Annotated in this window: 20 protein-coding genes; 7 read left to right on the forward strand and 13 right to left on the reverse strand. The window is 48.5% G+C overall.

The features are described 5' to 3' along the window. Entirely contained in the window at nucleotides 1-2,871 is a 2,871-nt protein-coding gene (polA, locus tag EFB08_RS19110; RefSeq protein WP_123128561.1) for a DNA polymerase I, read from the reverse strand. 359 nt (nucleotides 2,872-3,230) lie between these two features. Here polA and fbaA point away from each other — a divergent pair, with 359 nt between their 5' ends. Next, complete coding sequence (gene fbaA, locus EFB08_RS19120; protein WP_123128563.1) at nucleotides 3,231-4,301, forward strand: class II fructose-bisphosphate aldolase; 1,071 nt, start codon at nucleotides 3,231-3,233, stop codon at nucleotides 4,299-4,301. Nucleotides 4,302-4,821: 520 nt separating this feature from the next. Here the strand turns inward: fbaA and rpiB are convergent. From rpiB to EFB08_RS19170, 9 genes are all read right to left on the reverse strand, one after another. Then, the gene (gene rpiB, locus EFB08_RS19130) at nucleotides 4,822-5,253 is read right to left on the reverse strand and encodes a ribose 5-phosphate isomerase B (RefSeq protein ID WP_123128565.1); all 432 of its coding nucleotides are present in this window, start codon (nucleotides 5,251-5,253) and stop codon (nucleotides 4,822-4,824) included. Nucleotides 5,254-5,263: 10 nt separating this feature from the next. After that, on the reverse strand, nucleotides 5,264-6,118 hold the full coding sequence (gene tatC / locus EFB08_RS19135; protein WP_227006414.1) for a twin-arginine translocase subunit TatC: 855 nt from the start codon (nucleotides 6,116-6,118) through the stop codon (nucleotides 5,264-5,266). Between the two features lie 15 nt (nucleotides 6,119-6,133). Continuing rightward, nucleotides 6,134-7,408, reverse strand: coding sequence for a serine hydroxymethyltransferase (locus tag EFB08_RS19140; RefSeq protein WP_123128566.1), 1,275 nt, complete (start codon nucleotides 7,406-7,408; stop codon nucleotides 6,134-6,136). Between the two features lie 175 nt (nucleotides 7,409-7,583). Continuing rightward, the gene (locus tag EFB08_RS19145) at nucleotides 7,584-9,986 is read right to left on the reverse strand and encodes a T9SS type A sorting domain-containing protein (protein WP_123128567.1); all 2,403 of its coding nucleotides are present in this window, start codon (nucleotides 9,984-9,986) and stop codon (nucleotides 7,584-7,586) included. Nucleotides 9,987-10,512: 526 nt separating this feature from the next. Beyond that, nucleotides 10,513-13,533: an IPT/TIG domain-containing protein gene (locus EFB08_RS19150; protein ID WP_123128568.1), complete on the reverse strand. Its 3,021-nt coding sequence runs from the start codon at nucleotides 13,531-13,533 to the stop codon at nucleotides 10,513-10,515. 400 nt (nucleotides 13,534-13,933) lie between these two features. Then, the gene (locus EFB08_RS19155) at nucleotides 13,934-14,629 is read right to left on the reverse strand and encodes a metallophosphoesterase family protein (RefSeq protein ID WP_123128569.1); all 696 of its coding nucleotides are present in this window, start codon (nucleotides 14,627-14,629) and stop codon (nucleotides 13,934-13,936) included. A 203-nt stretch (nucleotides 14,630-14,832) separates the two neighbouring features. Continuing rightward, nucleotides 14,833-15,075: a hypothetical protein gene (locus EFB08_RS19160; protein WP_123128570.1), complete on the reverse strand. Its 243-nt coding sequence runs from the start codon at nucleotides 15,073-15,075 to the stop codon at nucleotides 14,833-14,835. Between the two features lie 55 nt (nucleotides 15,076-15,130). Next, on the reverse strand, nucleotides 15,131-15,418 hold the full coding sequence (locus EFB08_RS19165; protein WP_123128571.1) for a hypothetical protein: 288 nt from the start codon (nucleotides 15,416-15,418) through the stop codon (nucleotides 15,131-15,133). Nucleotides 15,419-15,484: 66 nt separating this feature from the next. Next, on the reverse strand, nucleotides 15,485-16,342 hold the full coding sequence (locus EFB08_RS19170; protein ID WP_123128572.1) for an SDR family oxidoreductase: 858 nt from the start codon (nucleotides 16,340-16,342) through the stop codon (nucleotides 15,485-15,487). Nucleotides 16,343-16,539: 197 nt separating this feature from the next. Between EFB08_RS19170 and EFB08_RS19175 the strand changes: the two genes are divergently transcribed. The 6 genes from EFB08_RS19175 (at nucleotide 16,540) to EFB08_RS19200 (ending at nucleotide 21,180) form a co-directional block, all read left to right on the forward strand. Next, a complete protein-coding gene (locus EFB08_RS19175; RefSeq protein ID WP_123128573.1) occupies nucleotides 16,540-16,785 on the forward strand; it encodes a 4a-hydroxytetrahydrobiopterin dehydratase in 246 nt (81 codons plus the stop codon). Nucleotides 16,786-16,890: 105 nt separating this feature from the next. Beyond that, nucleotides 16,891-17,580, forward strand: a complete 690-nt coding sequence (rsmI, locus tag EFB08_RS19180) for a 16S rRNA (cytidine(1402)-2'-O)-methyltransferase (RefSeq protein ID WP_123128574.1) — start codon at nucleotides 16,891-16,893, stop codon at nucleotides 17,578-17,580. Then, nucleotides 17,561-19,201 carry an apolipoprotein N-acyltransferase gene (lnt, locus tag EFB08_RS19185; RefSeq protein ID WP_123128575.1) on the forward strand — a complete coding sequence of 547 codons (1,641 nt, stop codon included), beginning with the start codon at nucleotides 17,561-17,563 and terminating at the stop codon, nucleotides 19,199-19,201. The genes rsmI and lnt overlap by 20 nt, the downstream gene beginning before the upstream one ends. Nucleotides 19,202-19,464: 263 nt before the next feature. Beyond that, nucleotides 19,465-20,265: an inositol monophosphatase family protein gene (locus EFB08_RS19190; protein WP_123128576.1), complete on the forward strand. Its 801-nt coding sequence runs from the start codon at nucleotides 19,465-19,467 to the stop codon at nucleotides 20,263-20,265. Between the two features lie 131 nt (nucleotides 20,266-20,396). Continuing rightward, nucleotides 20,397-20,579 carry a FeoB-associated Cys-rich membrane protein gene (locus EFB08_RS19195; protein ID WP_123128577.1) on the forward strand — a complete coding sequence of 61 codons (183 nt, stop codon included), beginning with the start codon at nucleotides 20,397-20,399 and terminating at the stop codon, nucleotides 20,577-20,579. 262 nt (nucleotides 20,580-20,841) lie between these two features. Continuing rightward, nucleotides 20,842-21,180: a hypothetical protein gene (locus EFB08_RS19200; RefSeq protein ID WP_123128578.1), complete on the forward strand. Its 339-nt coding sequence runs from the start codon at nucleotides 20,842-20,844 to the stop codon at nucleotides 21,178-21,180. Nucleotides 21,181-21,213: 33 nt separating this feature from the next. Here EFB08_RS19200 and EFB08_RS19205 read toward each other — a convergent pair whose 3' ends face one another. The 3 genes from EFB08_RS19205 to EFB08_RS19215 form a co-directional block, all read right to left on the reverse strand. Continuing rightward, the gene (locus EFB08_RS19205; protein WP_123128579.1) at nucleotides 21,214-22,209 is read right to left on the reverse strand and encodes a mechanosensitive ion channel family protein; all 996 of its coding nucleotides are present in this window, start codon (nucleotides 22,207-22,209) and stop codon (nucleotides 21,214-21,216) included. A gap of 110 nt (nucleotides 22,210-22,319) precedes the next feature. Beyond that, nucleotides 22,320-23,345, reverse strand: coding sequence for a radical SAM/SPASM domain-containing protein (locus tag EFB08_RS19210; protein WP_123128580.1), 1,026 nt, complete (start codon nucleotides 23,343-23,345; stop codon nucleotides 22,320-22,322). A gap of 91 nt (nucleotides 23,346-23,436) precedes the next feature. After that, on the reverse strand, nucleotides 23,437-24,879 hold the full coding sequence (locus EFB08_RS19215; RefSeq protein ID WP_123128581.1) for a peroxiredoxin family protein: 1,443 nt from the start codon (nucleotides 24,877-24,879) through the stop codon (nucleotides 23,437-23,439). Nucleotides 24,880-24,943 lie beyond the last annotated feature (64 nt).

Consider the following 24,943-nt stretch of genomic DNA (forward strand, 5'->3'; position numbering starts at 1 on the left):
TTAGTGTGCCTGCAGCCAGTTTTCGCCGGTGCCCAAGCCAACTTCCATGGGTACGCTCAGCGGGAAGGCGTTTTTCATGAGTTCCTCAATCTTAGGCTGCACCACCGAGAGTTCTTCTTGCAGCACATCAAACACCAATTCGTCGTGTACCTGCAGAATCATGCGGCTGGCCAGTTTCTCGTCCCGCAGCCACTGGTCAATGTTGATCATGGCAATCTTGATGATGTCGGCGGCGGTACCCTGAATTGGCGCGTTGATGGCGTTCCGCTCGGCGTAGCCGCGTATGTTCTGGTTACGTGAGTTAATGTCTCTGAGGTAGCGTCGGCGACCCAGCAAAGTTTCCACAAATTCCTGGTCGCGGGCCTGGTTGATGGCGCTGTCCATGTACTCTTTCACTGCCGGGAACTCCTGGAAATACGCCTCGATGATTTCGGCGGCCTCTCTGCGCGGGATAGCCAAACGCTCCGCTAATCCGAAGGCTGAGATACCGTAGATGATCCCGAAGTTGATGGTCTTGGCCTTGCGGCGCATGTCTGAGTCTACCTGGTCTACGGGCACATGGAACACTTTGGCGGCGGTTGACGCGTGAATATCCAACCCCTTCTGGAAAGCCTCTTTCATGGTGGCATCGTTGCTGAAGTGCGCCATGATCCTGAGTTCAATCTGCGAATAATCCGCGGAAAGCAGCACGTGGTTCTCGTCCCTCGGCACAAACGCCTTGCGTATCTCGCGGCCCTTCTCCGTCCTGATAGGAATGTTCTGCAGGTTCGGGTTCGTGGAGCTCAACCGGCCGGTAGCGGCCACGGCCTGGTTGTAGGACGTGTGCAGGCGGTTATCCTCGTTGCAAATCAATTGCGGCAGCGCGTCTACGTACGTGCTTTTCAATTTGGTCAACTGACGATGGTCCAGGATCAACTGCACAATCTCGTGCTCAAAGGCCAGCTTGGAAAGAATCTCTTCGCCAGTGGCGTATTGACCCGTTTTGGTTTTCTTGATCTTGTTTCCGCCTAATCCCATGCGGTCAAACAACACCTCGCCCAACTGCTTCGGTGAGCCTATGTTGAATTCCATGCCAGCCAGGTTGAAGATCTTTTGCTCAATTTCCTGGATATCAGTCTGGAGCACAATGGAGGACTCGGCCAGCGCCTCAGCGTCAATGCTCACCCCTTCGCGCTCCATGTGGCCCAGCACGCGCAGCAGCGGGTTCTCCACATCGTTGAACAGGCGTTTCAGGCCTTGTTTCTCTAAAAGAGGATCAAAATAGTTCTTGAGTTGGAGCGTGATATCGGCGTCCTCGCAGGCGTATTCGTAGATCTGGAGCGCCGGCAATTTGTCCATAGTGAGCTGGTTCTTGCCTTTGCCCAGCAGCGTTTCTATGGCGATGGGCGTGTAGTGCAGGTAGGTTTCGGCGAGCAAATCCATGTTGTGGCGCATGTCCGGCTCCAGGAGGTAGTGGGCCAGCATGGTGTCGTAAAGCGGTCCCTGCACGTCAATGCCGTAGCGTTGCAGCACCACCAGGTCGTACTTGATGTTCTGGCCGATCTTGGTGATGGCGGGGCTTTCCAGTACTTCCTTGAACTCCTGCACGATCTCACGGGCGGCATCCTCATCCTTGGGCGGAACGGGAATGTAGTAGGCCTCGCCGGGCATGTAGCAGAACGAGATACCCACCAAACGCGCGGTGATCGCGTCAATGCTGGTAGTCTCGGTGTCAAAGGAAACTTCCTTTTGAAGCTTCAGATATTTCAGCAATTGCTGCCGCTGCTCGGGGGTGGTGAGCAAATGGTATTCGTGCAGTGTGGTATCTATGGTTTTCCGGGTGCGCGGCGCGTACTCTTCACCGGGAGCAGTAGTTTCTGCGCCCTCTTCTGTAGCCATCGTTTCACCTGCGGGCATCTCAAACAGAGACGTCTGCCCCATCGGCTTGTCTGATTTGAAGCCTTTACCCACGGTGGGTTTGTTGCTCACGGGCTTGGGAACAGCCGGAGAAGCAGTGCCCAGCACCCGCGTAGCCAGTTGCCGGAACTCCAACTCGTCAAACAGCGCGGCCAGTTTGTCCATGTCCGGACCATCGTAGCGCAGGCCTTCCTCATCGAAGTCGATGGGCACGTCAAGGTGAATGGTGGCGAGTTCTTTGGACATGAGACCCTGCTCCGCAAAGTTCACCACGTTCTCTTTCTGCTTGCCTTTGAGCTCGTGCGCGTTGGCGATCAGGTTCTCCACAGAGCCAAAGCGCTGAATCAGCGTTTTAGCGGTCTTTTCACCGATTCCGGGTATTCCCGGGATGTTGTCCACGGCATCACCCTGCAGACCTAAGATGTCAATCACCTGCTTTACGTCGCTGATTTCCCAGCGCTCCAGCACTTTGGGTTTGTCAATCACCTCAATGGCGTTGCCCAGAAAGGCCGGTTTGTAGACAAACACGTGGTCGGTGACCAACTGGTAGTAATCCTTATCGGGCGTCATCATGAAGACATCGTACCCGGCCTTCTCGGCTTTGCAGGAAAGCGTGCCTATGATATCATCGGCCTCAAAACCGTCCAGCATCATACCCGGTATCCCGAACGCCTCCACAATCTTCTTCACGTACGGAATGGCAATGGAGATGTCCTCGGGCATGGCCTGTCGGTTGGCCTTGTATTCCACAAAGGAATCATGGCGGAATGTCTTGGAGGGCGCGTCATAGCAGACCCCTATGTGGGTGGGTTTCTCGCGGTTAAGCAGGTCTACCAGGGTGTTCGTGAAGCCCAGCGCGGCCCCGGTATTCATGCCTTTGGAGTTGATTCTGGGGTTCTTGCTGAAGGCAAAGTGGGCGCGGTAAATGAGCGCCATGGCGTCTAGCAGAAACAGGCGTTTGTCTGGTGTACTCATAGGAAACGAAGGTACGGGCTAAGCCGCGGCTATGCAATGGTGTCTTTTATATAACTGCCGCGGCCGAAGAAAGTTTGGGGTGGCTGTTTAAGGGTTGTTTTGACGAAAAGAAGAGCGAAACGGAAGTGACGACTACTTGTATTCAGTGGAATGACTACACTGCGCAAATAGATGGTAAAAGAAAGGCAAGGATAGCCTTCAGGAGAGATGTTGCCTTAGCTTCGAATCACTATGGTGCTTTCCACGGCATCCAGGACAATGCGGGGAACGGGAATACGAGAATTTCAGCCGGAGCAAGAATCTTTAGAACTAACCGATTTATTAGTTAGTTTTGCTAGTAGACCAAACCTAGCTAATCCATGCCTAAATTTAGATCTGGGGTTCTGTACGGAGACGAAGTGCAGGACTTATTCAAGTACGCTAACGACAATAACTTTGCCCTGCCTGCAGTAAACGTCATCGGTACCAATTCCATTAACGCGGTGCTGGAAACTGCCAAGGCGGTAAATTCCCCTGTAATCATTCAGTTTTCCCAAGGCGGCGCGCAGTTCTATGCGGGCAAAAGCCTGAACAACGACGGTCAGAAAGCCGCTATTGCCGGCGCTATCTCTGGTGCGCACCACGTTCACCAATTAGCCGAAGCCTACGGCGTTACCGTTGTTCTCCACACAGACCACGCCGCTAAAAAACTGTTGCCTTGGATTGACGGTCTTCTGGATGCTGGTGAGAAATTCTACGCTCAGCACGGCAAGCCTTTGTTCAGTTCCCACATGCTGGACCTTTCTGAGGAGCCGATTGAAGAGAACATTGAGATCTCTGCCAAATACCTGGAGCGCATGGCCAAAATGGGCATGACCATTGAAATTGAACTAGGCGTGACCGGTGGCGAGGAAGACGGCGTTGACAACTCAGACATTGACAGCACCCACTTATACACCCAGCCAGAACACGTAGCGTATGCTTACGAAGAGCTTGGCAAAATCAGCCCTCGCTTTACCGTAGCAGCGGCTTTCGGGAACGTGCACGGCGTGTACAAACCTGGTAACGTAGAACTTCGCCCTGAAATCCTGAAAAACTCCCAAGACTATATCCAGGAGAAATTCGGAACGCAGGCAAACCCGGTAAACTTTGTATTCCACGGTGGTTCCGGTTCTGAGAAAGAGAAAATCACCGAGGCCATTGAATACGGTGCCATCAAAATGAACATTGACACTGACATGCAGTGGGCATTCTGGGATGGTATCAAGAACTACTACGAAGGCAAAAGAGACTATCTGCAAGGACAAATCGGGAATCCAACCGGCGAGGACAGCCCTAACAAAAAGTACTACGATCCCCGCGTATGGTTACGCGCTGGCGAAGAGACCTTTGTTACTCGTCTGAAAGAAGCTTTCAAAGACCTGAACTGCATGAACCGCAATGCGGAATAATGTGCTAATTTTCTAATGTGCTGATTTCGCACTGAATAAAACAAGAAAGCCGATCCTATAGGATCGGCTTTCTTGTTTTAGGTAAACTCAAATAGAAACCCGCTCCCCAAAGGAAAGCTTCCCTGAGTCCAGTAATGAAGAACAAAAGCAGTGAAACGGTTCAAATATGAAAACACTTCACCTGCGACAGGTCGGGACGAAGGCTTACCATGAGGCCGAGGCGCCCTGCGGCACGCAAGAACGATACAAGTGGGAGTGGCCTATTTGGGCGATGAAACAGAGGGCAGAAGCGAGGTGGTACTTACTTGTGAAGAAAAGACTGTCTGAGCGTCAGCGAGTTTCTTTTCTTCTTGATTCTTTTGGTTAGGTTGAGCATCAAGGATCAACCTGACCAAACAGTGAAATACACCCAAGTGTAAAAAGCATTCCACCACCACTAACCTCTTCTAAAAACAGCAAGGGCACCCACAAGAGGTGCCCCTACAATATTTATCCAACTCAGGACTCTAGACTCGCGCTGTCAGGCGCAGGCAATCTTATCAACCCTGGTCTGGTGACGGCCTCCTTCAAACGGAGTAGTTAGAAAAGCTTCTACCATCTCGCGGGCCACTTCTTCGCTCACAAATCTGGCAGGCACACATAGTACGTTGGCGTTGTTGTGCGAACGGGCAAGTTCAGCTAGTTCTCTTTGCCAGCACAGTGCGGCTCTGATACCTGCGTGCTTGTTCGCAGTAATGGCCACTCCGTTGCCGCTGCCGCAGAGCAAGATGCCCAGTTCATATTCTTTGTTCTCTACCGCCGAGGAAAGCGGATGCACGTAATCGGGGTAATCTACGGACGCCTCTGAGAACGGACCGAAGTCCTTTACCTCGTGGCCCAGTTCCTCTAGTTGTTGTTTGACCAAGCCTTTGTATTGGTATCCGGCATGGTCGCCACCTAGTGCTATTTTCATCTCAGGAAATTTAAGAAGTAGCTTGTTCGTTTAATTTAGCCAAATCGCGCCGACGTACCCACCAGGAGATATTGATACTCACTTCGTAGAGCAACAGCAACGGAACGCCCATTAAGGTCATACTCAGAACATCTGGCGGAGACAGAATCGCTGCCACAAAGGCAATCACCACAATGGCATGCTTGCGGTAGATGCGCATCAACTCCGGCGACACAATACCCGCCCGTGACAGGAAGTACACAATCATCGGTAACTCAAACATAATCCCACAGGACAACACCAGAGTCACCAGCGTGGAAATGTAAGATGACAAGTCGAACTCGTTGGCGATACTAGGGTCTACCTGGTAAGAAGCCAAAAAGTTGATGGAGAGCGGCGAAACAATAAAATACCCGAACAACGAGCCCAGCATAAACAGGAACGACACAAAGAATACCGCCCCACGCGAGTTTTCCCGTTCATTGGGGTACAGACCCGGTTTGATAAAGCTCCAAATTTCCCAGAACAGGTACGGGAAGCCCAGCAACAAACCTATCACAAACGAGCTGGTCAGGTGCATGGTGAACTGCGAGGAAAGCTCGCGGCTCTGCAGCGTAAAATCCAGCTTATTGATGCAAAGGCCCGGTGAGTTGATGGCTGCTCCTATCTCGCAAAGCGTTCTGTAAGTAAAGAAATCGGTGCGGGAAGGCCCCAGGATGATGTCATGGAAGACAATCTCCTTGTTGGCCATGGCAACAATGGTGAACACCACCACCGCCGCCGCCGAACGGATCAAGTGCCACCTGAGAATTTCCAGGTGGTCCAAAAAGGTCATCTCATGCTCTTCTCCGCCGTGCGCTGCCACCTCTCCGGAACGTTGTGCCATGTACTTTAGTAGTGCTTAGTAATTGAACAACGGGAATTGTTGCATCCAATTGTTGATTTCTTTTCTGGTGTCAGAAAGGATGGTTTCATTGTCATGGTTCATGAGCACGCGGTCAATGTAGCCCACAATGCGATCCATGTCCTGCTCCTTCAGACCACGGGTAGTTACGGCAGCCGAGCCGATTCGGATTCCGGAGGTCACAAAAGGTGACTTGTCATCGAACGGCACCATGTTTTTGTTGATGGTGATGTCTGCCTTGATCAGGGTGTTTTCGGCCAGTTTTCCGGTAAGGTCCTTTGAACGGAGGTCAATCAGCATCAGGTGGTTGTCGGTACCTGAGGAAATGATTTTATAGCCGCGGTCTACAAACGACTTGGCCAGCACCTGCGCGTTTCTTTGTACCTGTAGGGTGTATTCTTTGTAAGAAGGGGAAAGTGCCTCGTGGAATGCCACTGCTTTGGCCGCGATTACGTGCTCCAACGGTCCGCCCTGCGTACCGGGGAAAACGCCGCTGTCCAGCAAAGAAGACATCATGCGCAACTCGCCTTTCGGGGTTTTCAGTCCAAAGGGGTTTTCGAAGTCTTTCCGCATCATGATCATCCCTCCGCGAGGCCCACGCAAGGTCTTGTGGGTAGTGGTGGTCACAATGTGGCAGTGCTCAAACGGATCGTTCAGCAAACCGGTGGCGATGAGACCGGCCGGATGCGAAATATCGGCCAAAACCAGGGCTCCTACTGCATCGGCGGCTTCGCGTAAGGCTTTGTAGTTCCAGTCACGTGAATAGGCCGAGGCTCCGCAGATAATCAGTTTCGGTTTCTCACGCTCAGCTACTTCACGTACTTTCGTCCAGTCAATCTCGCCGGTTTCGGGCTCCACGCCATAAAACGAGGGTTGGTACAGTTTCCCTGAGAAGTTCACCAAGGACCCGTGGGTCAGGTGCCCGCCGTGTGACAAATCGAAGCCCAGGATCTTATCGCCGGGGTTCAGCACCGCCAGCATCACGGCCGCATTGGCCTGCGCGCCGGAGTGTGGCTGCACGTTCACCCACTCCGCCCCGAATAGCTGCTTGGCGCGGTCAATGGCCAATTGCTCAGATTGGTCCACAATCTCGCAGCCACCGTAGTAGCGCTTGGCTGGTAGACCCTCGGCGTATTTATTGGTGAGCACACTGCCCATGGCTTCCATTACCTGGTCTGAAACGAAGTTCTCAGAGGCGATGAGTTCTAGGCCGTGCAGCTGGCGCTGATGCTCTTTCTGGATAAGATCAAAGATTTGGGAATCGCGTTGCATTGGTGTTCTGTTAGTGGGTGCCCAAAAGTACGGCCATTGCAGCAAATAACCAATGGTTTAGGGAATCATGGCGCAGAAGTGGAAGCTACCCATCTGTTTAAGGGCCGTTTTCCGGAAAACAAACAAAAAACCCTCAGGCAATGCCTGAGGGTTTGGAAAACTGAAATAGAATTCCTTATTGTTTGATCAACCGTTGGGAAACTCTCTCTCCGTTCAGCTCGGTCACCAGCAGGTAGATACCCGCTTTTACTTTAGACCCCATCACCAATTCTGTGGTAGAAGTGCCTTTGGCAACTTTTACTTTTTTCTCCAAGGCTACATTGCCTTGCTCGTTCAGGAGCTTAATGTTCAGCTCGCCGGCTTTCTCCGCATTCACGGTCAGTTTCACTTTATCGGTGAACGGGTTTGGTGCCGCTTGTACCGCGGCAGCGTGCGCCTTGTTGTCTACTTTCAGCGTCTGGCTGTAGGTGATTGTGCCGTCTGCATTGGTGCGCTTAAGGCGGTAGTAATTGGCTGGTACGGGCTCTGGGTTGAAATCTTCTGCATGATACACCGCCACAGCCGCGTTGCCGCTGTTCTGTCTTGGGGCGTTCTGGATGATAGTTTTGAACTCTTTGCTTTCTGGGCTGTAAGCTTTCTCCACATCGTAAGACACTGTTGTCTTCCCAAGAGCAGTCCATTTCAGCTTCACAGTTTTTGCGTTCCAATGAGCAGTGAAGTCCATTTCTTCTACTACGATCTCAGGCTCTGCTTTTACTGGCTGCGAAGCAACAAAATTGATAGCTGATGTGCCGTTATGCAAGTAGAATTCGGTGAAGTCTGTGATGCCCGATACTTCTGCGGTGAAGTAATTACCAGCAGTACTAAAAGTGACATTGTTACTAAATGAGGTAGTGCTTCCTTTAGCTAAATTATCAATGTATTCACAGTTTTCTGTAATGTCAAGGCTGCTATAAGTAGTAAAGGCTAATTCACCTAATTGAAAAACTGCGCTAGTAGCAGACTTATATGCATCAAACTCATTTTGTACTCCATAAAGGCGGATGCTGACAGGTTTGTCTCCGCTAGGCTGATTAGTAGCTTTTACTCTCCAGTTTCTAGGCATTAAATTGATGTTGGCTCCCTCCGTGTTCTTAACTGCCCGGCTGCTATCTGAACTAACTTGAAAGTCTATTGTTACCTCTCCAAGTATATTACCTCCATCTTTTATGGCACCGATTAACTCACCATTGTATTTAATTTCCTGCCATTTGTTTGAGCCATCAGAAGTGACTGTTGTACTAGTTGAAGTCGTGTCATAATCAGAACTAGCTTTGGGTGAATAAACTGAGGAGCCGCAACTAGTAAAATGCCAGCCAGTAGTGTTGCCAAGCCTTTCACTAGTAATACCCACATAATAGTCCCCGGGCCCTGATGCCTGAATATCAGATATGATCAAGTAATCTGTGCACAAGCCATAGGAGGTGAAATCTATGAATGCTGCACTACCAATAGTGGATGATTTAAGAGTCGTTGAAGATTCAGTGCCAGGTGTAAAGAGGCTTTCAATGGTTTGGGTCTGCCCACTTTCAAGCGTTAATGTATAATCCGTAGCTAAAGGATCATTTGTGCGTAAGGACAAATCTTTGAATGAGTTACTATTGTTTATGATGGCGTTTGGTCCGTAAAGAGTTACAAATCTATATTCCTTACCCCCACCATTAAACGTATGAGCATCAGAACCATTTAAGGTGATGCTTGCTTCTTTTGCCTCTAAGTTCAACGAAGAATCTACATTCCAAGTATTTAAGTTTGAAAACGAAGAAGTGCTTAGCAATAGAGATCTTGTTTTAGAGCCAATCGAATTAAAAGTAATTGCTGAAATTGATTGATTGTTTGTGACAAGAGTTCCTTCATTAAGATTGATAACTCCATTTGGGCCAGTATTAAGTGCTGATTGTAGAAGCCAGCTTCCTGTTCCTTCAAATGTAACTGTAGTATTTAATGGGAAAGATCTGCCTGCCATATTAATAGGTGTATTTTCTAATGGGGCCGCAAATTTTATATGAAAACCATTAGTTCCTAATAAAGTCAGATAAGTACTGGCCTGAAAAGAGCCTGAAACGTTAATTAGTTTGCCATTGGCATCAAACGAAATCGTGCGTGTAACTTCCCAGGAAATACTGCCAACATTAGCATCTACATCTAGTGTTACCTTTTGCCCTGAGAAGGTAAAGGATTTTGAATCAAAGATTACATTATCCGATGAGGTTGGTAAAGAAGTATGTTTCTCCGTTCCTCCACTGGATGTAGCCCAATGACTTAAATCGCTCCAAACTCCAGTTCCGCGATTGTTTGAACCAAAAGGAACCCAATAAAATGTTTTACCAACCGCTTCTACATCTTCGAGGGGTGTTGAATTTAAAGACTTCCCCAGAGATGACAGGTTTGATAGTGAAAAAATAGTAGAAGATGTCTTTGCATTTTCTGCTTTCAAAAATAGTGTGGCGCCATAACTATTAGGTGCCAAGCCAATAGCTAAGACCAAGTAGAGGGTGAAAAATAATATCTCTTTTAGATGAGTAACTGTTTTTTTCATAAAGCTTAATAAAGGGTTGTTGTATAGAGTAGGATTAAAAGTTCTGTTTCTCTGTTTTGTAAATAGTTGAATGTGGTGCCTGGTTTTGTAAAGACAGTAGTTGTGCCAAATGTGTTAGCTCGCTTTTAATCTTTTAAAAATTATAACATAGTTGCCATTATATGGCATATGGCTTAAATAAGTGCTCAATATGGTTCTTACTAATGCTAATATATACTATAATAATATATAGCCAATAGATAATAAGAGATTAAAATGTATGAAGTTGTGAAATATAAGAAAACATTGACTAGTTAAAATATGAACAAGATATATTGGTCTTTCTGCTTTGTAGTTTCAGAAGCTTTATGTGCTGTTGAATTATAAAAGGTAGGATCCTTGTAGATGTATATGGGTAAACTTTGACCCTAAGAATATGACACCTTTATTTCAATAGACAATTAAATTATAGCTTCATTACTTTTCTTATTAGGCAATAAAAAAGGGGAAGCTTTAGCTCCCCCTTTTTTATTGCCTAATATTTCCTTTATTGTTTTACTACTCTACTTGTAGTTACACTTCCATTTAATTCTGTTTTGAGAATATAAATGCCAGTGGGTAAAGGAACATTGCTCACTGGAAGTTCAATAACACTTATTCCACTATCAACAGCTACTACTTGCTCGTAAGCTTTCTTGCCAGTAACATAGTATAAAGTTATTGTTAAAGAGCCAGCTTGTGAAGCCAAAACCTCAACCTTTACATTATCACCTTCTCTAAATGGATTAGGGTATGCTTTTAAGGTATTTGTAGCTTGGTTAATATTTTGTGTTTTTACAGCAATTACTTTGCTGTATTCAAATTTGCCATCTAAATCTACTTGTTTTAAGCGGTAGTATATGACAGAGTTTTGAACTGGAGTGCGGTCTATTGTCTCATAAGAGAGCAAAACCTGGCTGTTTGTAGCTTTGCTTCCTACTTTTTGAACAGTAGTAAATTCTTTTTGCTTAGGGTTGTAAGTTGCCTGAACTTCAAAGTGAGAGTTTTCCTGTTCAGAAGCAGTTTTCCACGCTAAGATTACACCATCTGGTGATGATTTCCCGTTAAATTCGATCAACTCTACTGGTAAAGGATTTGTTGGTACAACTAATGTGAAGTTAGTTGTGCCAGATCCTCCTGTAGTAGTTACAACTAATGGTCCTGTAGTGGCGCCTTCAGGAACGGTAACTTCTAGTGCAGTAGGATTGTCATCATTGAAGGGAGTAGCTGAGACACCATTAAAAGTAATGCTTTGAATGCCAATCAGGTTATCGCCTGAAATAGTGATCAACTCACCTATTGAGCCGGAGATTGGTTTTAGAGTTGGTGTTGGTGGAGTTGTTACAACGAAAACAGCTGCTGATGTTGCAGTTCCGCTTGGTGTAGTTAAAGACACCGAACCATCAGTTGCACCTGTAGGTACAAAAACTTGCCAACTGTTATCATTTATTTTATAAAACTCTGTTGCCAATGTACTGTTGAATTTAATATTTTGAACATTGATTAAATTCGATCCATTAATAGTCACCAATTCTCCCACAGGTCCTGAGGTCTTTGAGAGACCAGAAATGCTGGGTGATGGAGGTAGCATGACAAAGTCTTCACTAGTTTCTAGAACGACTACCTTGCTAACGTTGTCAAAAACTTCTAGGCGGCCAGTAACTGCAGTATTTGGCACTTTTACTTTATAAGTTGTAGTAGTTGAAAAACTACCTGGTACTTTAATTACAAGAGGAGCGCTAATTCCTGTAGCAGTTTTAAATCTAATTCTTGTATCTGAGGGGCCATTAGTAACAGTTACAGACACCTCTGTGCCTGTTTTTCCAGAGGTTGGACCCCAAGACAGTATTCCAACTGTAACCTTAAATGGAGATGTTGCTGTTGTGCCATTGGATGAGGTTACTTTTAAGGTTACGTCTCCTGTTGGTACACCCTCAGGCACATAAACCTGAAGTCCGTCTTCAGGTGTGTATCCAAATTCGGGCGCATCAACACTATTAAATGAAACACTTGTAACTTCAGCCAGATTTGTTCCAAGGATTGTCACTAGGGTGCCTACAGGACCAAAGGAGGGGGATAGTGAAGTAATTGTTGGAGAAGGTACTAATACTGTAAACGGAGTTTCCGCAGCTCCTCCTTTTGTGGTAACTACTATCTTGCCATTTCCACTTGATGCCCCATTTGGTACTTGGGTATTAATTTGTTTATCGGTACCTGAAATTATAGTTGCTGCCTGCCCATTTACAGTGACACTCACCAAATTATCTAAATACTGCCCGGTTATAGTTATTGAAGAACCTACCAAGGCTGAAGATGGAGTGACAGATTGTATAGTAGGTTTAAGAATAAATGTGAAATCGTTAGCACTTAATACGGTGGATGCAGGGTTCTTAACTGTTATTTTTCCAGTTTTAGCACCACTTGGCACCTGAATCTTAATTAAGTTGTCGCTTACAATGTTCAAGCCTACTCCTTGTACGCCTTCGTGAAATAATACTTGTGATGTGTTAATTAAATTAGAACCAAATATTTCAACGGTAGTTCCTTCTCCACCTGAAGAAGGGCTAAACGAGTTGATGACAGGGGAAAGAAAGATACCTGTTCCTGAAAGGTTTATTGTATAGTTAGTTTCGTCTGCATCATTTGTTGTAAAACTGATTGATGCTGTTTTTGGTCCTGTACTTGAAGGTTTAAATGCCATCTTCAATGTAGTCTCCTCACCAGGTAGCAAACTTGATTTGCTTGGAAGTTCTACTATTTTGAATTGACCTAGAGGATCATTAAGCGCTAAGTTCCCAATAACTAAATCAGAAAATCCTAAGTTTTTAATTTTAAATACTTCAGATAAGCTTTCTGTCTTTGTATTTTGTCCTGGGAATGTAAATGTTGAGTTGTTGCTAACATTAGTACCCCCATTTGTAACATCAATTTCTGGGGTAGTGCCTCTTTTAGTTATCGAGATTTGATCTATAAGCACACCGGACTCAGAACTAGGGTCAATTGAAGCCATGCGAAACCTTACACCTTTGGAATCTTTGCTGGGTGTCAATGTTTGGAAATAAGAAGCATCAAGATCATCGGTGAAAGCAATGCTTTTTGCCTCCCATAGAAGGCTATAAGTGCCTTCCTTTGTTAGTTCTTCAACCACAAAGCTCCCTGTGAACTGGCCTCCAAAGGTGTTGTAGAGGAAGGTTAATTTTTCTGGGGAGTCAGAATAATTAATTTGAATAAAGGATCCTTCTGTTTCAAATAGAGCAACATCAGTGGTTTCAATATTATTTTGGTCTGTATTATCTCCGCTTGTTAAGTTATAACCAGGATCTGCAGCCAACCCTGTCTGAGACCATCCAGTCTTATTTAAGGTGTTCCAAGGTCCATTGTGATTAGTTGGCAAAGTTGTCACTGTTCCAACCTGTGCCTGGGCCTCCAGCATAGGCATTAATCCCAACAGAATCAAGACTAAAAATAGCCAGACCCTGCTTGCATTGTTTTCCCCGGAAGCACTTCTTCTGAGTAAATTTTTCTCCATAAACGCTACTTTGAAATTGATAAACCTTTTTTATTTAAACCTAGATGCTCGTTCCATGAAATCCTGCCACACAGTGGCCATTCTTTTAAAGATTATTCAAATATTTCTACTTGATAACCCTTCGAATATTAAGAATAGCTTATATTACAAGGCGTCAACTACGGGTAAAATTACTAGAATGTTTAAGATTGTCTAAACATTTTCTATAATTTTTTAGACATGGAATTCTAAGCAATTACTGTAAATTGATAAAAGAGAATTCATGAAAGTGCGTTTCTAAGCCAAAACAAGGGATTTTACCTATACAGACCTTAAATCATCCTAGACTTAAATTATATTGAATATAACTATAACAAGTAAATATTATTTAACTAAAATATAGTGTTTGAAATATTATAATTCACTTCACCTTTATAGCATATGGCTGATCTTGATTCTCTAAGAAGAATAATGCTACTTTATCTAAATCAAAGGCGCAGAGGCTTCCAAATTGGGCATTCAAGTAGTAAACACAACCTGCATCTAAGTTGATAGAAGGCCTTTTTCTGCTTATGCTGTTTTCAATGGTAGCTTTGGGAACCGGCAAATGGCCGTGCAGTAATCTATGCTTGCCTAATTTGGCAAGGGAAGGTTGCATGTGCTTGGTGTTGAGCAGGAGATGGTTGTTGGTAAGGAGTGGATTGGAGAGGGTGAAGTCTAAGCCGGCATGTACTAGTAAATAATCATCCAGCATAATTAAAAGGGGAAGGGCTCTGATAAAGGCGATATATTGGGAGGGAATGTCTTTGAAGGAAGTTACGCCAAAATTGGCAAGGGTTTTCTGCTTGTCTTCTTCTAGGAGCCAGACGGTGTGCTCTCCTTTGTCAATGGCATCCAGCAGCAATTGGTCATGATTTCCCCGAAGGCAGGTAAGCTGGAAGCCTTGCCTTTGCAGAGAGAAGATATAGTCCAGGACTCCTTTGCTATCCGGACCTTTGTTGATGTAGTCGCCTAGCAGATACAGGTGATCGTGTGGTTTTAACTGAATGACTTCTTCCACCATTTTCCGGAAGGTGAGCAGACAACCATGAATATCTGAGATCGCGTATCGGGCCATAAAAGGTAGGAGTTGGAATTAGAGCCTCTTCTCTATAGACCAACAGACCAACTCAAATTGAACTATAAAGAAGCTTGTTTGATAAACGAATTCTGAAAGCTCGGTTCTGTTTTAGAGACGTTTTTAGAAAACGAAGGCCAAAAGGACATAAAAAAGCACCTTCCGGAAAGAAGGTGCTTTTTCTCTTCTAATGAAGAACCAAATCAAGACCCGCCGTAGCTAGGTTTGTTGATGTCTGGCTTATGGAGATTGCGGTTTGGATGGGTGATGGCCTCCGGTGCCGGATCGCCGTTTTCATCCAGGAATCTTTCCGCTATTTCTTCGCTGCGATCAATTGCTTCCGGGCCACCAGTAGTTTTCATGCCGGCTTTGCTGATGCCTTCGTCAGTTGGCTGACCTTTCTGGGATTTAGAATCGTGGCTGGTGTTCTTGCTTTTATAGGGCATGAGTTCCTCCTTTTTCTATTTAGTTAAACAATCAAAAAAAGCGTTGAAAACGGCATCAGGTGCCGCGGCCTTCGCCGTCGGTGCGCATGTTGTCTTTGGGCGGCTCGTTGCTGTCGGCCTCTTCGTTCACGCTCACGCCGGTTGGTCCGTCAGAGCTGTCAGAGCCATAGCCTTCTTTGCCATCGCGGTTACCGAAACCACCACGCTGCGCTTCGTTTTTGGGCGGATCAGCACCTGGTATAATATGCCCCGCCATCATGTCTTCCATGTTGGTGGCGGTGTCATCTATCACCCGTATCGGACGGTCGTGTCCGTTGGGGTGGCCGTTATTGTCAGTTGCCATAGGCGTATGTTGTTAGAGGTGATTAGTCTACCTTTTTACTCCTTTCCACGTGGAAAGGTTGGAGCTTTAACCACCTATCTGTTCGCCGCCGTTCACGTGAATGGTCTGCCCGGTGATGTAGGAACCATCCTCAGAAGCCAGGAAAACATAGGCGGGAGCTACTTCGGAGGGTTGCCCCAAACGGCCCAGAGGCTGATCTTTCCCGAAATCGCCTACTTTCTCCAAAGTGGCCGGGATTAGTGGGGTCCAGATGGGGCCGGGTGCCACGGCATTCACCCTGATCCCTTTTTCGGCGAGGTTAGAAGCCAGTGATCGGGTAAATGAGGTGATGGCGCCTTTGGTAGCGGAGTAATCCATGAGGTGGTCAGATCCGCGGTAAGAAGTAATGGAGGTGGTATTGATGATGGCATCGTCTTTCTGCAGGTGGTTTAGGGCCGCCTGCGCCACATAGAAATAGGCGAAGATGTTGGTCTTGAAGGTTTTCTCCAGTTGTTCCGGAGTGATCTCGCGCAGGTCCTCTTTCTCGTGCTGCTCGGCGGCGTTGTTCACCAGGATGTTCAGGCCACCCAGTTCTTTCACCGCCTGCTCCACGCACTGCTTGCAGAACTTCTCGTCACGTAAATCGCCGGGGATGAGCACGCACTTCTGCCCTTCGGCCTCCACCATCTTCCGAGTATCCTGCGCATCCTGCTCCTCATCCAGGTACACGATGGCCACATCGGCACCCTCGCGGGCGAAATGCACCGCCACGGCCCGCCCGATGCCGCTATCTCCGCCGGTGATCAAGGCCTTTTTGCCTTTCAGTTTGTCACTTCCCTTATAGTTCTCCCGGATCACAATGGGTTCCTGGATCATTTCATGTTCCAAGCCCGGCTGATGGTCCTGGTGTTGGTCTGGAACTTCCTTCGGATATTCTGTTGCCATAATTTGCGTAGATGTTTAAAGTATGGATATCTTCTTCTGAGGCTGCTCTTTAGCATACTGCTTCCTTTTTACTTATCTCAGGGAGAAGAGATACGTTTTAGCATCGTTTTACAGAAAACAGAGTAAAAACACGGAGAAGCCGAGAGGCAGGAATATCAGAGCACATAATTCCTTTTCTTACACCAACCGCCCTAGCTATGTGGACCGAAAAAGACAACCACCTTACCCGAAGCTTCAAGTTCAAGGACTTCAAAGAAGCCTTCGCCTTCATGACCGAGGTAGCCATAGTGGCCGAGGAAATTGACCATCACCCGTGGTGGAGCAACAGCTACAACAAAGTGGAGATCAGGCTCACCACCCATGACGCCGGCAACACCGTCACCAACCGCGACCACGTGCTGGCACAGCGGATCAGCGCCTTGGCAGAGCGGTACGGGGTCTAATTCCTGATTTAAGCCCGTTTTCCTTAAATCAGCTTCAAAACAAACCACCCAACTCAGAACCCAAGACTCAGAACTCAGGACTGAAATAATCAGTATCTTTGAGCTATGGCCGAACCCGTAGAAGAGACCAGTCTGTATTTAGTGCCCACGCCCATCGGGAACCTGGAGGACATCACCCTTCGGGCGATCCGGATTCTGAAAGAGGTGGACGTGGTGCTCGCCGAGGATACCCGCACCAGCGGCAAATTGTTGAATCACCTGGGCATTGACAAGCGCATGCACAGCCACCACCTGCACAACGAGCACAAAGCCGTGGCGCACCTGGTGGAACGCCTGAAGAAAGGCGAGAAGATGGCCATGGTCTCCGATGCCGGCACGCCCGGAATCTCTGACCCTGGTTTTCTGTTGGTAAGAGCCTGCGTGCAGGAAGGCATCAAGATTGAGTGCCTGCCTGGGCCTACTGCGTTTGTACCCGCCCTGGTGAAATCGGGCTTCAGTACTGATAGGTTTACGTTTGAGGGTTTTTTGCCCATCAAGAAAGGACGGCAGACGCGCTTGCAGAGTTTGGCCCAGGAAGAACGCACCATGATTTTCTACGAGTCGCCGCACCGGGTTTTGAAGACGCTGGAGCAGTTCAAAGAAGTGTTCGGGGCGGAACGCATGGTCTCGGTGAGCCGCGAAATAAGTAAAATGTTTGAGGAAACCCTCAACGGCACCTTAGAAGAGATGGTGCAGACGTTTACAACCAAAGCAATCAAAGGAGAATTTGTCATTGTTGTCCAAGGAAACAAATAATCGATTTTACCTCCCGGTACTGGCGTTTCTGAGCGCCTTTCTGCTGTGGTTGGGTTGGCCGGTGAAACCACTGGCCTTTGTCTTGTTTATAGGCTGGGTACCGTTTCTGCTGCTGGAAAAGGCTATTTCTGAGAAAACGGCCCCTAAACGCGCGCGCACGTTCTTCAAGTACGCCTACCTCACGCTGCTGCTCTGGAACATCTTCACCACCTATTGGGTGAGTTACTCAACCCTGGGCGGCGGCATTGCGGCCGTGGTGTTCAACGCGCTGTTCATGATGATGCCCATGATGGCCTTCTTCTGGACCAAACGCGCGGCCGGCAAGACCATCGGGTACCTGAGTTTGCCGGTGTACTGGATCGCGTTTGAGCAGTTTCACCTGAATTGGGACCTGAGCTGGCCATGGCTCACTCTGGGGAACGGCTTTGCTTCGCTGCCCAGTTGGGTGCAGTGGTATGAATACACCGGTTTCCTGGGCGGATCTGTCTGGGTATGGGCCGTGAACCTGTTGGTGTTTCTCGCGCTGACCTCACCGGAGAAGAAAAAAAGCAAATGGCTTGCCCCGGTTCTCACCTTTTCCTTGCCGCTGCTACTCTCCTTCTTTATAGGCAGCCAATATCAGGAGAAAGGAGAGTTGGCCGAGGTGGTGGTAGTGCAGCCTAATTTCGACCCATATAAAGAGAAATTTGAGGGTGGCGAAGGCTACGTTCCGTTTGAGCAGCAATTCGCTCGAATGCTTGCTTTGTCAGAGCAGCAGATCACGACCAACACCAAATTCGTGCTCTGGCCCGAGACCTCCATCAGCAACGGCATCAACTGGGAAGAAGGTTTCGAGCGGAGCCCGGTAAGTTACGCCCTGCGCGATTTCCTGAACCGCCATCCCGGCGTTGAACTGGTGTCTGGCATTACCTCGGCACGGCTGTACCCAGATTCTACGAAGAGAAGTAGCACGGCCCGTTATCATGAGCAGATCGGGTATTACGATGTTTACAATGCGGGGCTGCACTTCAAACCCTCGGGGCAGCATGAGTTCTACCACAAGTCCAAGTTGGTGCCGGGCGTAGAGAAAACCCCTTACCCAGGCGTGTTCAAAGCCTTGAAGATGTTCGCCATTGATTTGGGCGGCATCGCCGGAAACATGGGCACGCAGGAAACAAGGGCCATCTTCCAGCACAGCCTAGACCCAAAGTTGGTGGGTGCACCGGTGGTCTGCTATGAATCCATCTACGGCGAGTACGTGAGCGAATACGTGCGCAACGGTGCCAGTGCCATCTTCATCATCACCAACGATGCCTGGTGGAGCGACTCGCCGGGCTACAAGCAGCATTTAGCGTATGCCTCTCTGCGGGCCATTGAAACCAGACGGGCCGTGGCGCGTTCAGCCAATACGGGTATCTCGGGGTTCATCAATCAGAAAGGTGAGCTGTTGCAGAAATCGGGGTGGTGGGTGCCGGCGGCCCTGCGCGGCCAGATCAGGTTCAACCAGGAGCAGACGTTCTACACCCGCCACGGCGAGTTCATTGGGCACGGGACCCAGTGGCTGGCATTGGCGTTAGTGGTGTTGGCGATCGTACTGCGGTTTACGCGCCGGGCGGCAAATAGGGAAGTGTCGGTGGTATAAGTAGCAGGACAAATCAAAAAATCTATTTTGTTATCCTGAAAGGATTTTGTGGGCGAACTAGAAAAGCTGGAAATAAACGCCATTACCTTTCGCCACCAAGATTCTTTCAGGATGACAGAGAGAGAGAAGAAGTTATAGTTATTTTCAACAGATTGCTTAGTTTCTGTTTTCGGGTGCTTTTTCAGAAATCGGCCCTGAAACACCTCCATAAGCTCAATACGTCCTGCTTGCCTCTGGCAAAGGGACCATATAAATAGAAAAACATGACAGACATATCCGCACTCCGCGATCAGGTAGTACAGCTCACCAAAGAGGTAGGCAAGTTCATTTTGCACGAGGCCGCCAACTTCGACATCTCCAACCTGGAGCACAAAGGCCTGAACAACCTGGTCTCCTACGTAGACAAAGAGGCCGAAGAGCGCCTGGTGGCCGGACTGGAGAAGTTCCTGCCTGAGGCTGGCTTCATCACCGAGGAGGAAACCAAGTCTGAGAAGGGCGAGGAGTTCAACTGGATCATCGATCCGCTGGACGGCACCACCAACTTCATCCACGGCTTGCCGGTGTACTCGGTGAGCATCGCGCTGATGCAGAAGGACGAGCTGGTCATTGGCGTAGTGTATGACATCACCCGCGACGAGTGCTATCACGCTGTGAAAGGCGGCGGCGCGTTCTGTAACGATAAGAAGATCTCCGTTTCCGGGGCCCCTACGCTAGGTGATTCTTTGATTGCCACCGGTTTCCCATACTACAGCTTCGATCTGATGCAGAAGTACCTGCAGGTGATGGGCTCGTTCATGCAAGGCTGCCACGGTGTGCGCCGATTGGGTTCTGCTGCCTTGGATCTGGCTTACGTGGCCTGTGGCAAGTTTGAAGGCTATTTTGAATTCAATATCAATTCGTATGATGTAGCGGGAGGCGCTTTGCTGGTGCAGGAAGCCGGCGGTCAGGTCACCGATTTCAGGGGCGGCAAGAACTACGTCTTCGGGCGCGAGATTTGCGTGAGCAACAACCCGGCGGTGCAGCAGGAGATGCTCAAACTTATTGAACCGTTCTGGAAAGAGTAGGGACTGCCCTGTTTAGAGGCTGTTTTCTGTTAATCGGCCTCTAAACAGCTCGGGCGGTTTCAACAGCGATACCGGCAATTTACGTTCGTTCGTTAAACTATTTTTACCTTTGCCGGCGTTACCCACATGTTATGGTACAGGAAATTATTATCGTCTTCATCTTTCTTCTGGCGGCAGGCTACCTGCTCCGGATGGGCTATAAGAGCTTTTTCTCCAAGGAAGTGGGCTGCGCCAAAGGTTGCGGCGGCGCTTGTTCTACCATTGACCTGGCCAAAATCCAGCGGGAGATAGAAGCCAAACAAGCTACCAGGTAAATCAAGCGCATAGGTAGAAAAGCAGAAGCCGTCTTCTTCAAGGGAGACGGCTTCTGCTTTTTAAAGAGGTCTGTTTTCAGGCTGTTCTCTGGAAAACAGCTTGAAAACAAGCCTATGCTTAGAATCCCTGACAGCCAGGAGAAACTCCACCTGAAAGCCCGAATATTATTTTATTTGAATATAACCGGCAACCCAGCCGTGTTTTTACGTATAGTCCAAGATACAACAACGCTATTGACAACACCTTAATATACCTCTGGCTATGCAAGACAAGGAAGAAGAAAGAAGCTTAATTAACGTAGAAGCTCGCCTTAACAAAGAAGGATACACCCAGGACTTCAGAGTAACCGAAGATAACCGGCTCCAGGCGTTGACCGGGGATAAAATCTATGGTCCGGAGGAAGTGAAGATTGTGGATTTTTACCGCTTCGAAGGGGAAACCGATCCAGATGACATGTCTATCCTCTACGCTCTTGAATGCGCTGACGGCACCAAAGGCACCATCTCCAATTCGTACGGACCTTACGCCGACCAAGGCATTGACGACTTTATGAAACTGGTGGAAGACCGGGGCAAGAACCTAGACAAGAAGCATAAATAACAGCCTTTACCCTAAAAAGAAAAAGCGGCCGAATCACTCTTCGGCCGCTTTTTCTTTGTCTTCTCCGTTAGTTCCGTCATGGGGCAGGGCCAACTTTTCTTTTTCCGGTTCCTGATCATCTGTTGACAGGGTAAGTTTGGGAAAAGCTTCTTTGAGTTCGATGGACAGGTCTTTGCCGCCCTTCACCCCGAAATTGAGGGTTCTGATAGGGAACGGAATCTCTATTTTTTGCTCGTCAAACGCTTTCTTGATCTTCATGATGGCGTAGCTCTTGGCGTTGACAAAATCGGTTTGGCGCTTGTAGCTGATCCAGTAGCGCACCAGGAAATTGATGCTGCTCTCCCCAAATTCCTCGTACACCACCTCTACTTCTTTGCCTGAGATCATGTTGGGGATGTCTACCATGGCCCCTTTCACCACCTGCTGCACCCGTTCCAGGTCCTCGGCATACGAAACCCTTACTTTCAGGTCAATCCGCCGGATTCCGTAATGCGAGAAGTTGGTCAACGCTGATTCAAAGACTTTGCGGTTAGGTACTTTTACCAGCTCGCCGGTCTGCCTTCTGATGTCCACGGTACGCAGGTTGATGCGCTCAATGGTCCCGAAGTGTTCGTTGGTTTCTATCACATCGCCTACCACAAACGGTTTCCTGAAGGCAATGATCACCCCCGAGATGAAGTTGGCGGCAATGTCCTGAAAGGCAAAACCCAGTGCTAACCCGATGATACCAGCACCCGCCAACAACGTTGTCACCGTCTTGTCCAGCTTCAGGATGCTCAGGGTGAAGAAAATGCCCAAGGTAAGCACGGTCACGTACACGGTGGTACCCACCAGGTTGTTCAAAGCGCTGCTATGCGTGAACCTGATGAGCAGTTTGTCTGAGGTACGCCGGAGAATACGGGCGGCCACAAACGTGAGCACCAGCACCAACAAGGCCAGGAACAGGTTGGGCAGCATGAGCACTATCTGCTTCAGCCAAATCTCAAGCTTACGCCAAAGGAGTTGAAATGCTTCGTTAATTTCGGTCACAGGAAAGGAAATAAATATACCACTGAACCCTTGGCTTGCGAAGCCTCAGGCGCTAATTTCCATCATACGCAATCTTAGGCAATCTAGCTACAGAAAGTATGCCAGCCCCATCAACCCCACACCTTCGTGCCTTCTGAGCAGTTGCGGCACATCTCTATCTGGCTTCGGCCTTGCAGCAAAGAACCCCTGAACTTGCGGTACGCATCGCTTTTCCAAAGCTGTTGAAAGCTCTGCTGCTGCAGGTCCCCCAACCGGTAATGGGCATCTTTGTCAAAACAGCAGGGCACCACCTTTCCATCCCAGGTGATGACGCAGGAATGCCACATCTTCCAGCAGCCATCAATCAACTTATTCTTTAGCGAGTATGTGCCGTTGGGTTGCGCCTGGTACCTTGAGTAATAGTCAATGGTGGGAATGAGCGGCGAGCCTTGGGCATAGTCATAGATCTGCGCGGTCTTGAACCAGACATCGTCCACGCCCAATTCTTTGGCCAGTTGCCTGGCCTCGTCTATCTGATGCTCGTTGGGACGCACCACCAGAAACTGGAAGATAAGGTAAGGTGTCTTGGACTTGAGCTCGCGCTTGTACTTCACCAGCCGTTTGGTACCTTCCAGGACCTTATCTAGTTTGCCGCCCACGCGGTACTGCTGATATACGTCCTGGGTGGTGCCGTCCAGCGAGATGATCAGTCGGTCAAGGCCAGATTCTACCGTTTTGCGGGCGTTTTCCTCAGAAAGGTAATGGGCGTTGGTAGAGGTGGCGGTGTAGAGGCCTTTTTTGGAGGCGTATTTGACCAGGTCCAGGAAAGACTTGTGCAGGTACGGCTCTCCCTGAAAGTAAAAAAGCAGGTACAGCAAACGGCCCTGCAGTTGGTCAATGGTCTGTTTGAAGAGATCGTCTGACAGCATGCCCGTGGGTCGGGTGAAAGACCGGAGGCCGCTGGGGCACTCGGGGCAGCGCAGGTTGCAGGACGTGGTAGGCTCAAAGGAGATGCTCACGGGACTTCCCCAGTGGCGGGGTTTCTTGGTGAGCCGGGCTAAGGCGTAGCTGCTCACCACCTGCAGGGCGTTCCAGGCGCGGCGCGGGGTTAGCTTAGACGCTAAGTTTAATCCATCCTGAAAGGTGCCTCGGGTCAAGTGCTTTGTATAGTATAAAACAGGTGCTATCCTCTGCAGACAGCACCTGTTCGTGTTTTAAACCTGTTTAGGCAAAAGTACGCAAAAAACGCTACTTGCGGGAGGAGTTCCGGTATTGGTCAATGGCCGTAGCCGTTTCGCGGGCTCCTTCTGCGTGTCCGGGCCTGCGGGCGTTGGTATTGATTAGGATACCATCGGGGGAAATCATGAAATACGCCGGAAACGATTTCACGTCATAGTCCTTCAGAATCTTGGCCGACAAGTCTGGTGCGTACAGATGCACGCCGGGCAGTTTCTTCTGTGCCATGTTCTGTTTCCAGGTATTCAGGTCTTCGCCCACACTTACCTGTAGCAACACAATATTCTTGCTCGCCAACTGCTCAGCGAAATACTTATAGGCTTGCTGGTCAACGGTGCAGATTCCGCAGTGTGTGCGCCAAAAACCCAGGTACACGATCTTATTTTTGAAATCGCTCAGAGACACGCTGTCCCCCTTCGCAGATAATAGGGTAAATGCCGGCGCTTGCGTACCCAATCCCACTCTCCTGAACTGCTTGTACTGCGCATGGACAAACGAGAGGAAGTTGGCGTCTTTGGCTTCTTTCTGGTAATCGGTGTACATGGCATCGGCGTCGGGCACGTACCCGAACCGGAAAGCCTGCGACAGGATACGAGCCAGCATCATGTCACGGGCGGTACCCTGCAGTTCTTTTTTGGCTAAGCCGTACAGCACCGGGTAATAATCACGCTCCAGATTGTTGGGTTGCTGCTGAAGGGCCCTGAACTGGAAATAGTTGTTCAGGAAATCTAAGTACGCCTGGTTTCTGATGGCCCCGGGAAAGTTGAGGTTCACCTGCTTCAGGAAATCATAGTAGTTCGCCGAAAGCTGGGGAGGCAAGTCACCCACGCGTTTGCGCACATCTACGTACGTGAGCCGGTCATTGGCATAGCCGAACTCGATCTGAGCCTGTGCATAGGCCTTGAAAGCCTCAGACACTTGGTTGCTTTTCAGGAACTTCTTCAGGAAATCAAGCTGGTCTTCTTTCCGCTCTTCCAGGAACAACAGGAAGTCCTTTTCGCGCTTGTGGATGTTGTCTGGCAGGACCTGGTAGTCTTCCTCTTCTTCAAACTTGCGTTCAAACTGCAGCAGGTAATTGTTCTCTTCAAATCCTTCCCCTTTCATTTTCAAGCTGGAGATGAAATCTTCGGCATCGGCGCGCACGTCCAGGTTGTCGCCGGGCTGCAGGTACAACATGATGGACTCAGGGCCGTGCACCAACTCACCTAACATAGGCTCATTTAAAGGAGCCTTGAGCGTAAACTCACCGTTTTTAGATAACGCCACCGTGTGCGATTCACCGGAGTAGGAGGCCGGCACAGTATAGAGCTCCAGCAGCACGCTGTCACTTACCGGGCTGTTGATCTTGCCGGTAATGGTCACCGTGGCCTGTGCCCAGCCAACCGAAATAGTACTAACGCAAAGCGTCAGACCCAGAACTAAAGAAGGTGCTAATTTTTTGAAAGGGAAAGACATCTTGAATAGCAATTGAAAAAGTATAAAATCCAGGATTCATCAATGGCTTCCTAACGACAGCTCT

The sequence above is a fragment of the Rufibacter latericius genome, assembly GCF_003721515.1.
Taxonomy (GTDB): domain Bacteria; phylum Bacteroidota; class Bacteroidia; order Cytophagales; family Hymenobacteraceae; genus Nibribacter; species Nibribacter latericius.

Bases quoted from the DNA above. Each gene is read 5' to 3' on its own strand.
- rsmI (WP_123128574.1), top strand. From the start codon at position 16,891: ATGGCCGAACCCGTAGAAGAGACCAGTCTGTATTTAGTGCCCACGCCC.
- EFB08_RS19150 (WP_123128568.1), bottom strand. From the start codon at position 13,533: ATGGAGAAAAATTTACTCAGAAGAAGTGCTTCCGGGGAAAACAATGCA.
- EFB08_RS19165 (WP_123128571.1), bottom strand. From the start codon at position 15,418: ATGGCAACTGACAATAACGGCCACCCCAACGGACACGACCGTCCGATA.
- EFB08_RS19140 (WP_123128566.1), bottom strand. From the start codon at position 7,408: ATGCAACGCGATTCCCAAATCTTTGATCTTATCCAGAAAGAGCATCAG.
- EFB08_RS19190 (WP_123128576.1), top strand. From the start codon at position 19,465: ATGACAGACATATCCGCACTCCGCGATCAGGTAGTACAGCTCACCAAA.
- fbaA (WP_123128563.1), top strand. From the start codon at position 3,231: ATGCCTAAATTTAGATCTGGGGTTCTGTACGGAGACGAAGTGCAGGAC.
- EFB08_RS19175 (WP_123128573.1), top strand. From the start codon at position 16,540: ATGTGGACCGAAAAAGACAACCACCTTACCCGAAGCTTCAAGTTCAAG.
- EFB08_RS19215 (WP_123128581.1), bottom strand. From the start codon at position 24,879: ATGTCTTTCCCTTTCAAAAAATTAGCACCTTCTTTAGTTCTGGGTCTG.
- EFB08_RS19155 (WP_123128569.1), bottom strand. From the start codon at position 14,629: ATGGCCCGATACGCGATCTCAGATATTCATGGTTGTCTGCTCACCTTC.
- EFB08_RS19145 (WP_123128567.1), bottom strand. From the start codon at position 9,986: ATGAAAAAAACAGTTACTCATCTAAAAGAGATATTATTTTTCACCCTC.
- EFB08_RS19200 (WP_123128578.1), top strand. From the start codon at position 20,842: ATGCAAGACAAGGAAGAAGAAAGAAGCTTAATTAACGTAGAAGCTCGC.
- tatC (WP_227006414.1), bottom strand. From the start codon at position 6,118: ATGGCACAACGTTCCGGAGAGGTGGCAGCGCACGGCGGAGAAGAGCAT.
- EFB08_RS19195 (WP_123128577.1), top strand. From the start codon at position 20,397: ATGGTACAGGAAATTATTATCGTCTTCATCTTTCTTCTGGCGGCAGGC.
- rpiB (WP_123128565.1), bottom strand. From the start codon at position 5,253: ATGAAAATAGCACTAGGTGGCGACCATGCCGGATACCAATACAAAGGC.
- EFB08_RS19170 (WP_123128572.1), bottom strand. From the start codon at position 16,342: ATGGCAACAGAATATCCGAAGGAAGTTCCAGACCAACACCAGGACCAT.
- EFB08_RS19160 (WP_123128570.1), bottom strand. From the start codon at position 15,075: ATGCCCTATAAAAGCAAGAACACCAGCCACGATTCTAAATCCCAGAAA.
- polA (WP_123128561.1), bottom strand. From the start codon at position 2,871: ATGAGTACACCAGACAAACGCCTGTTTCTGCTAGACGCCATGGCGCTC.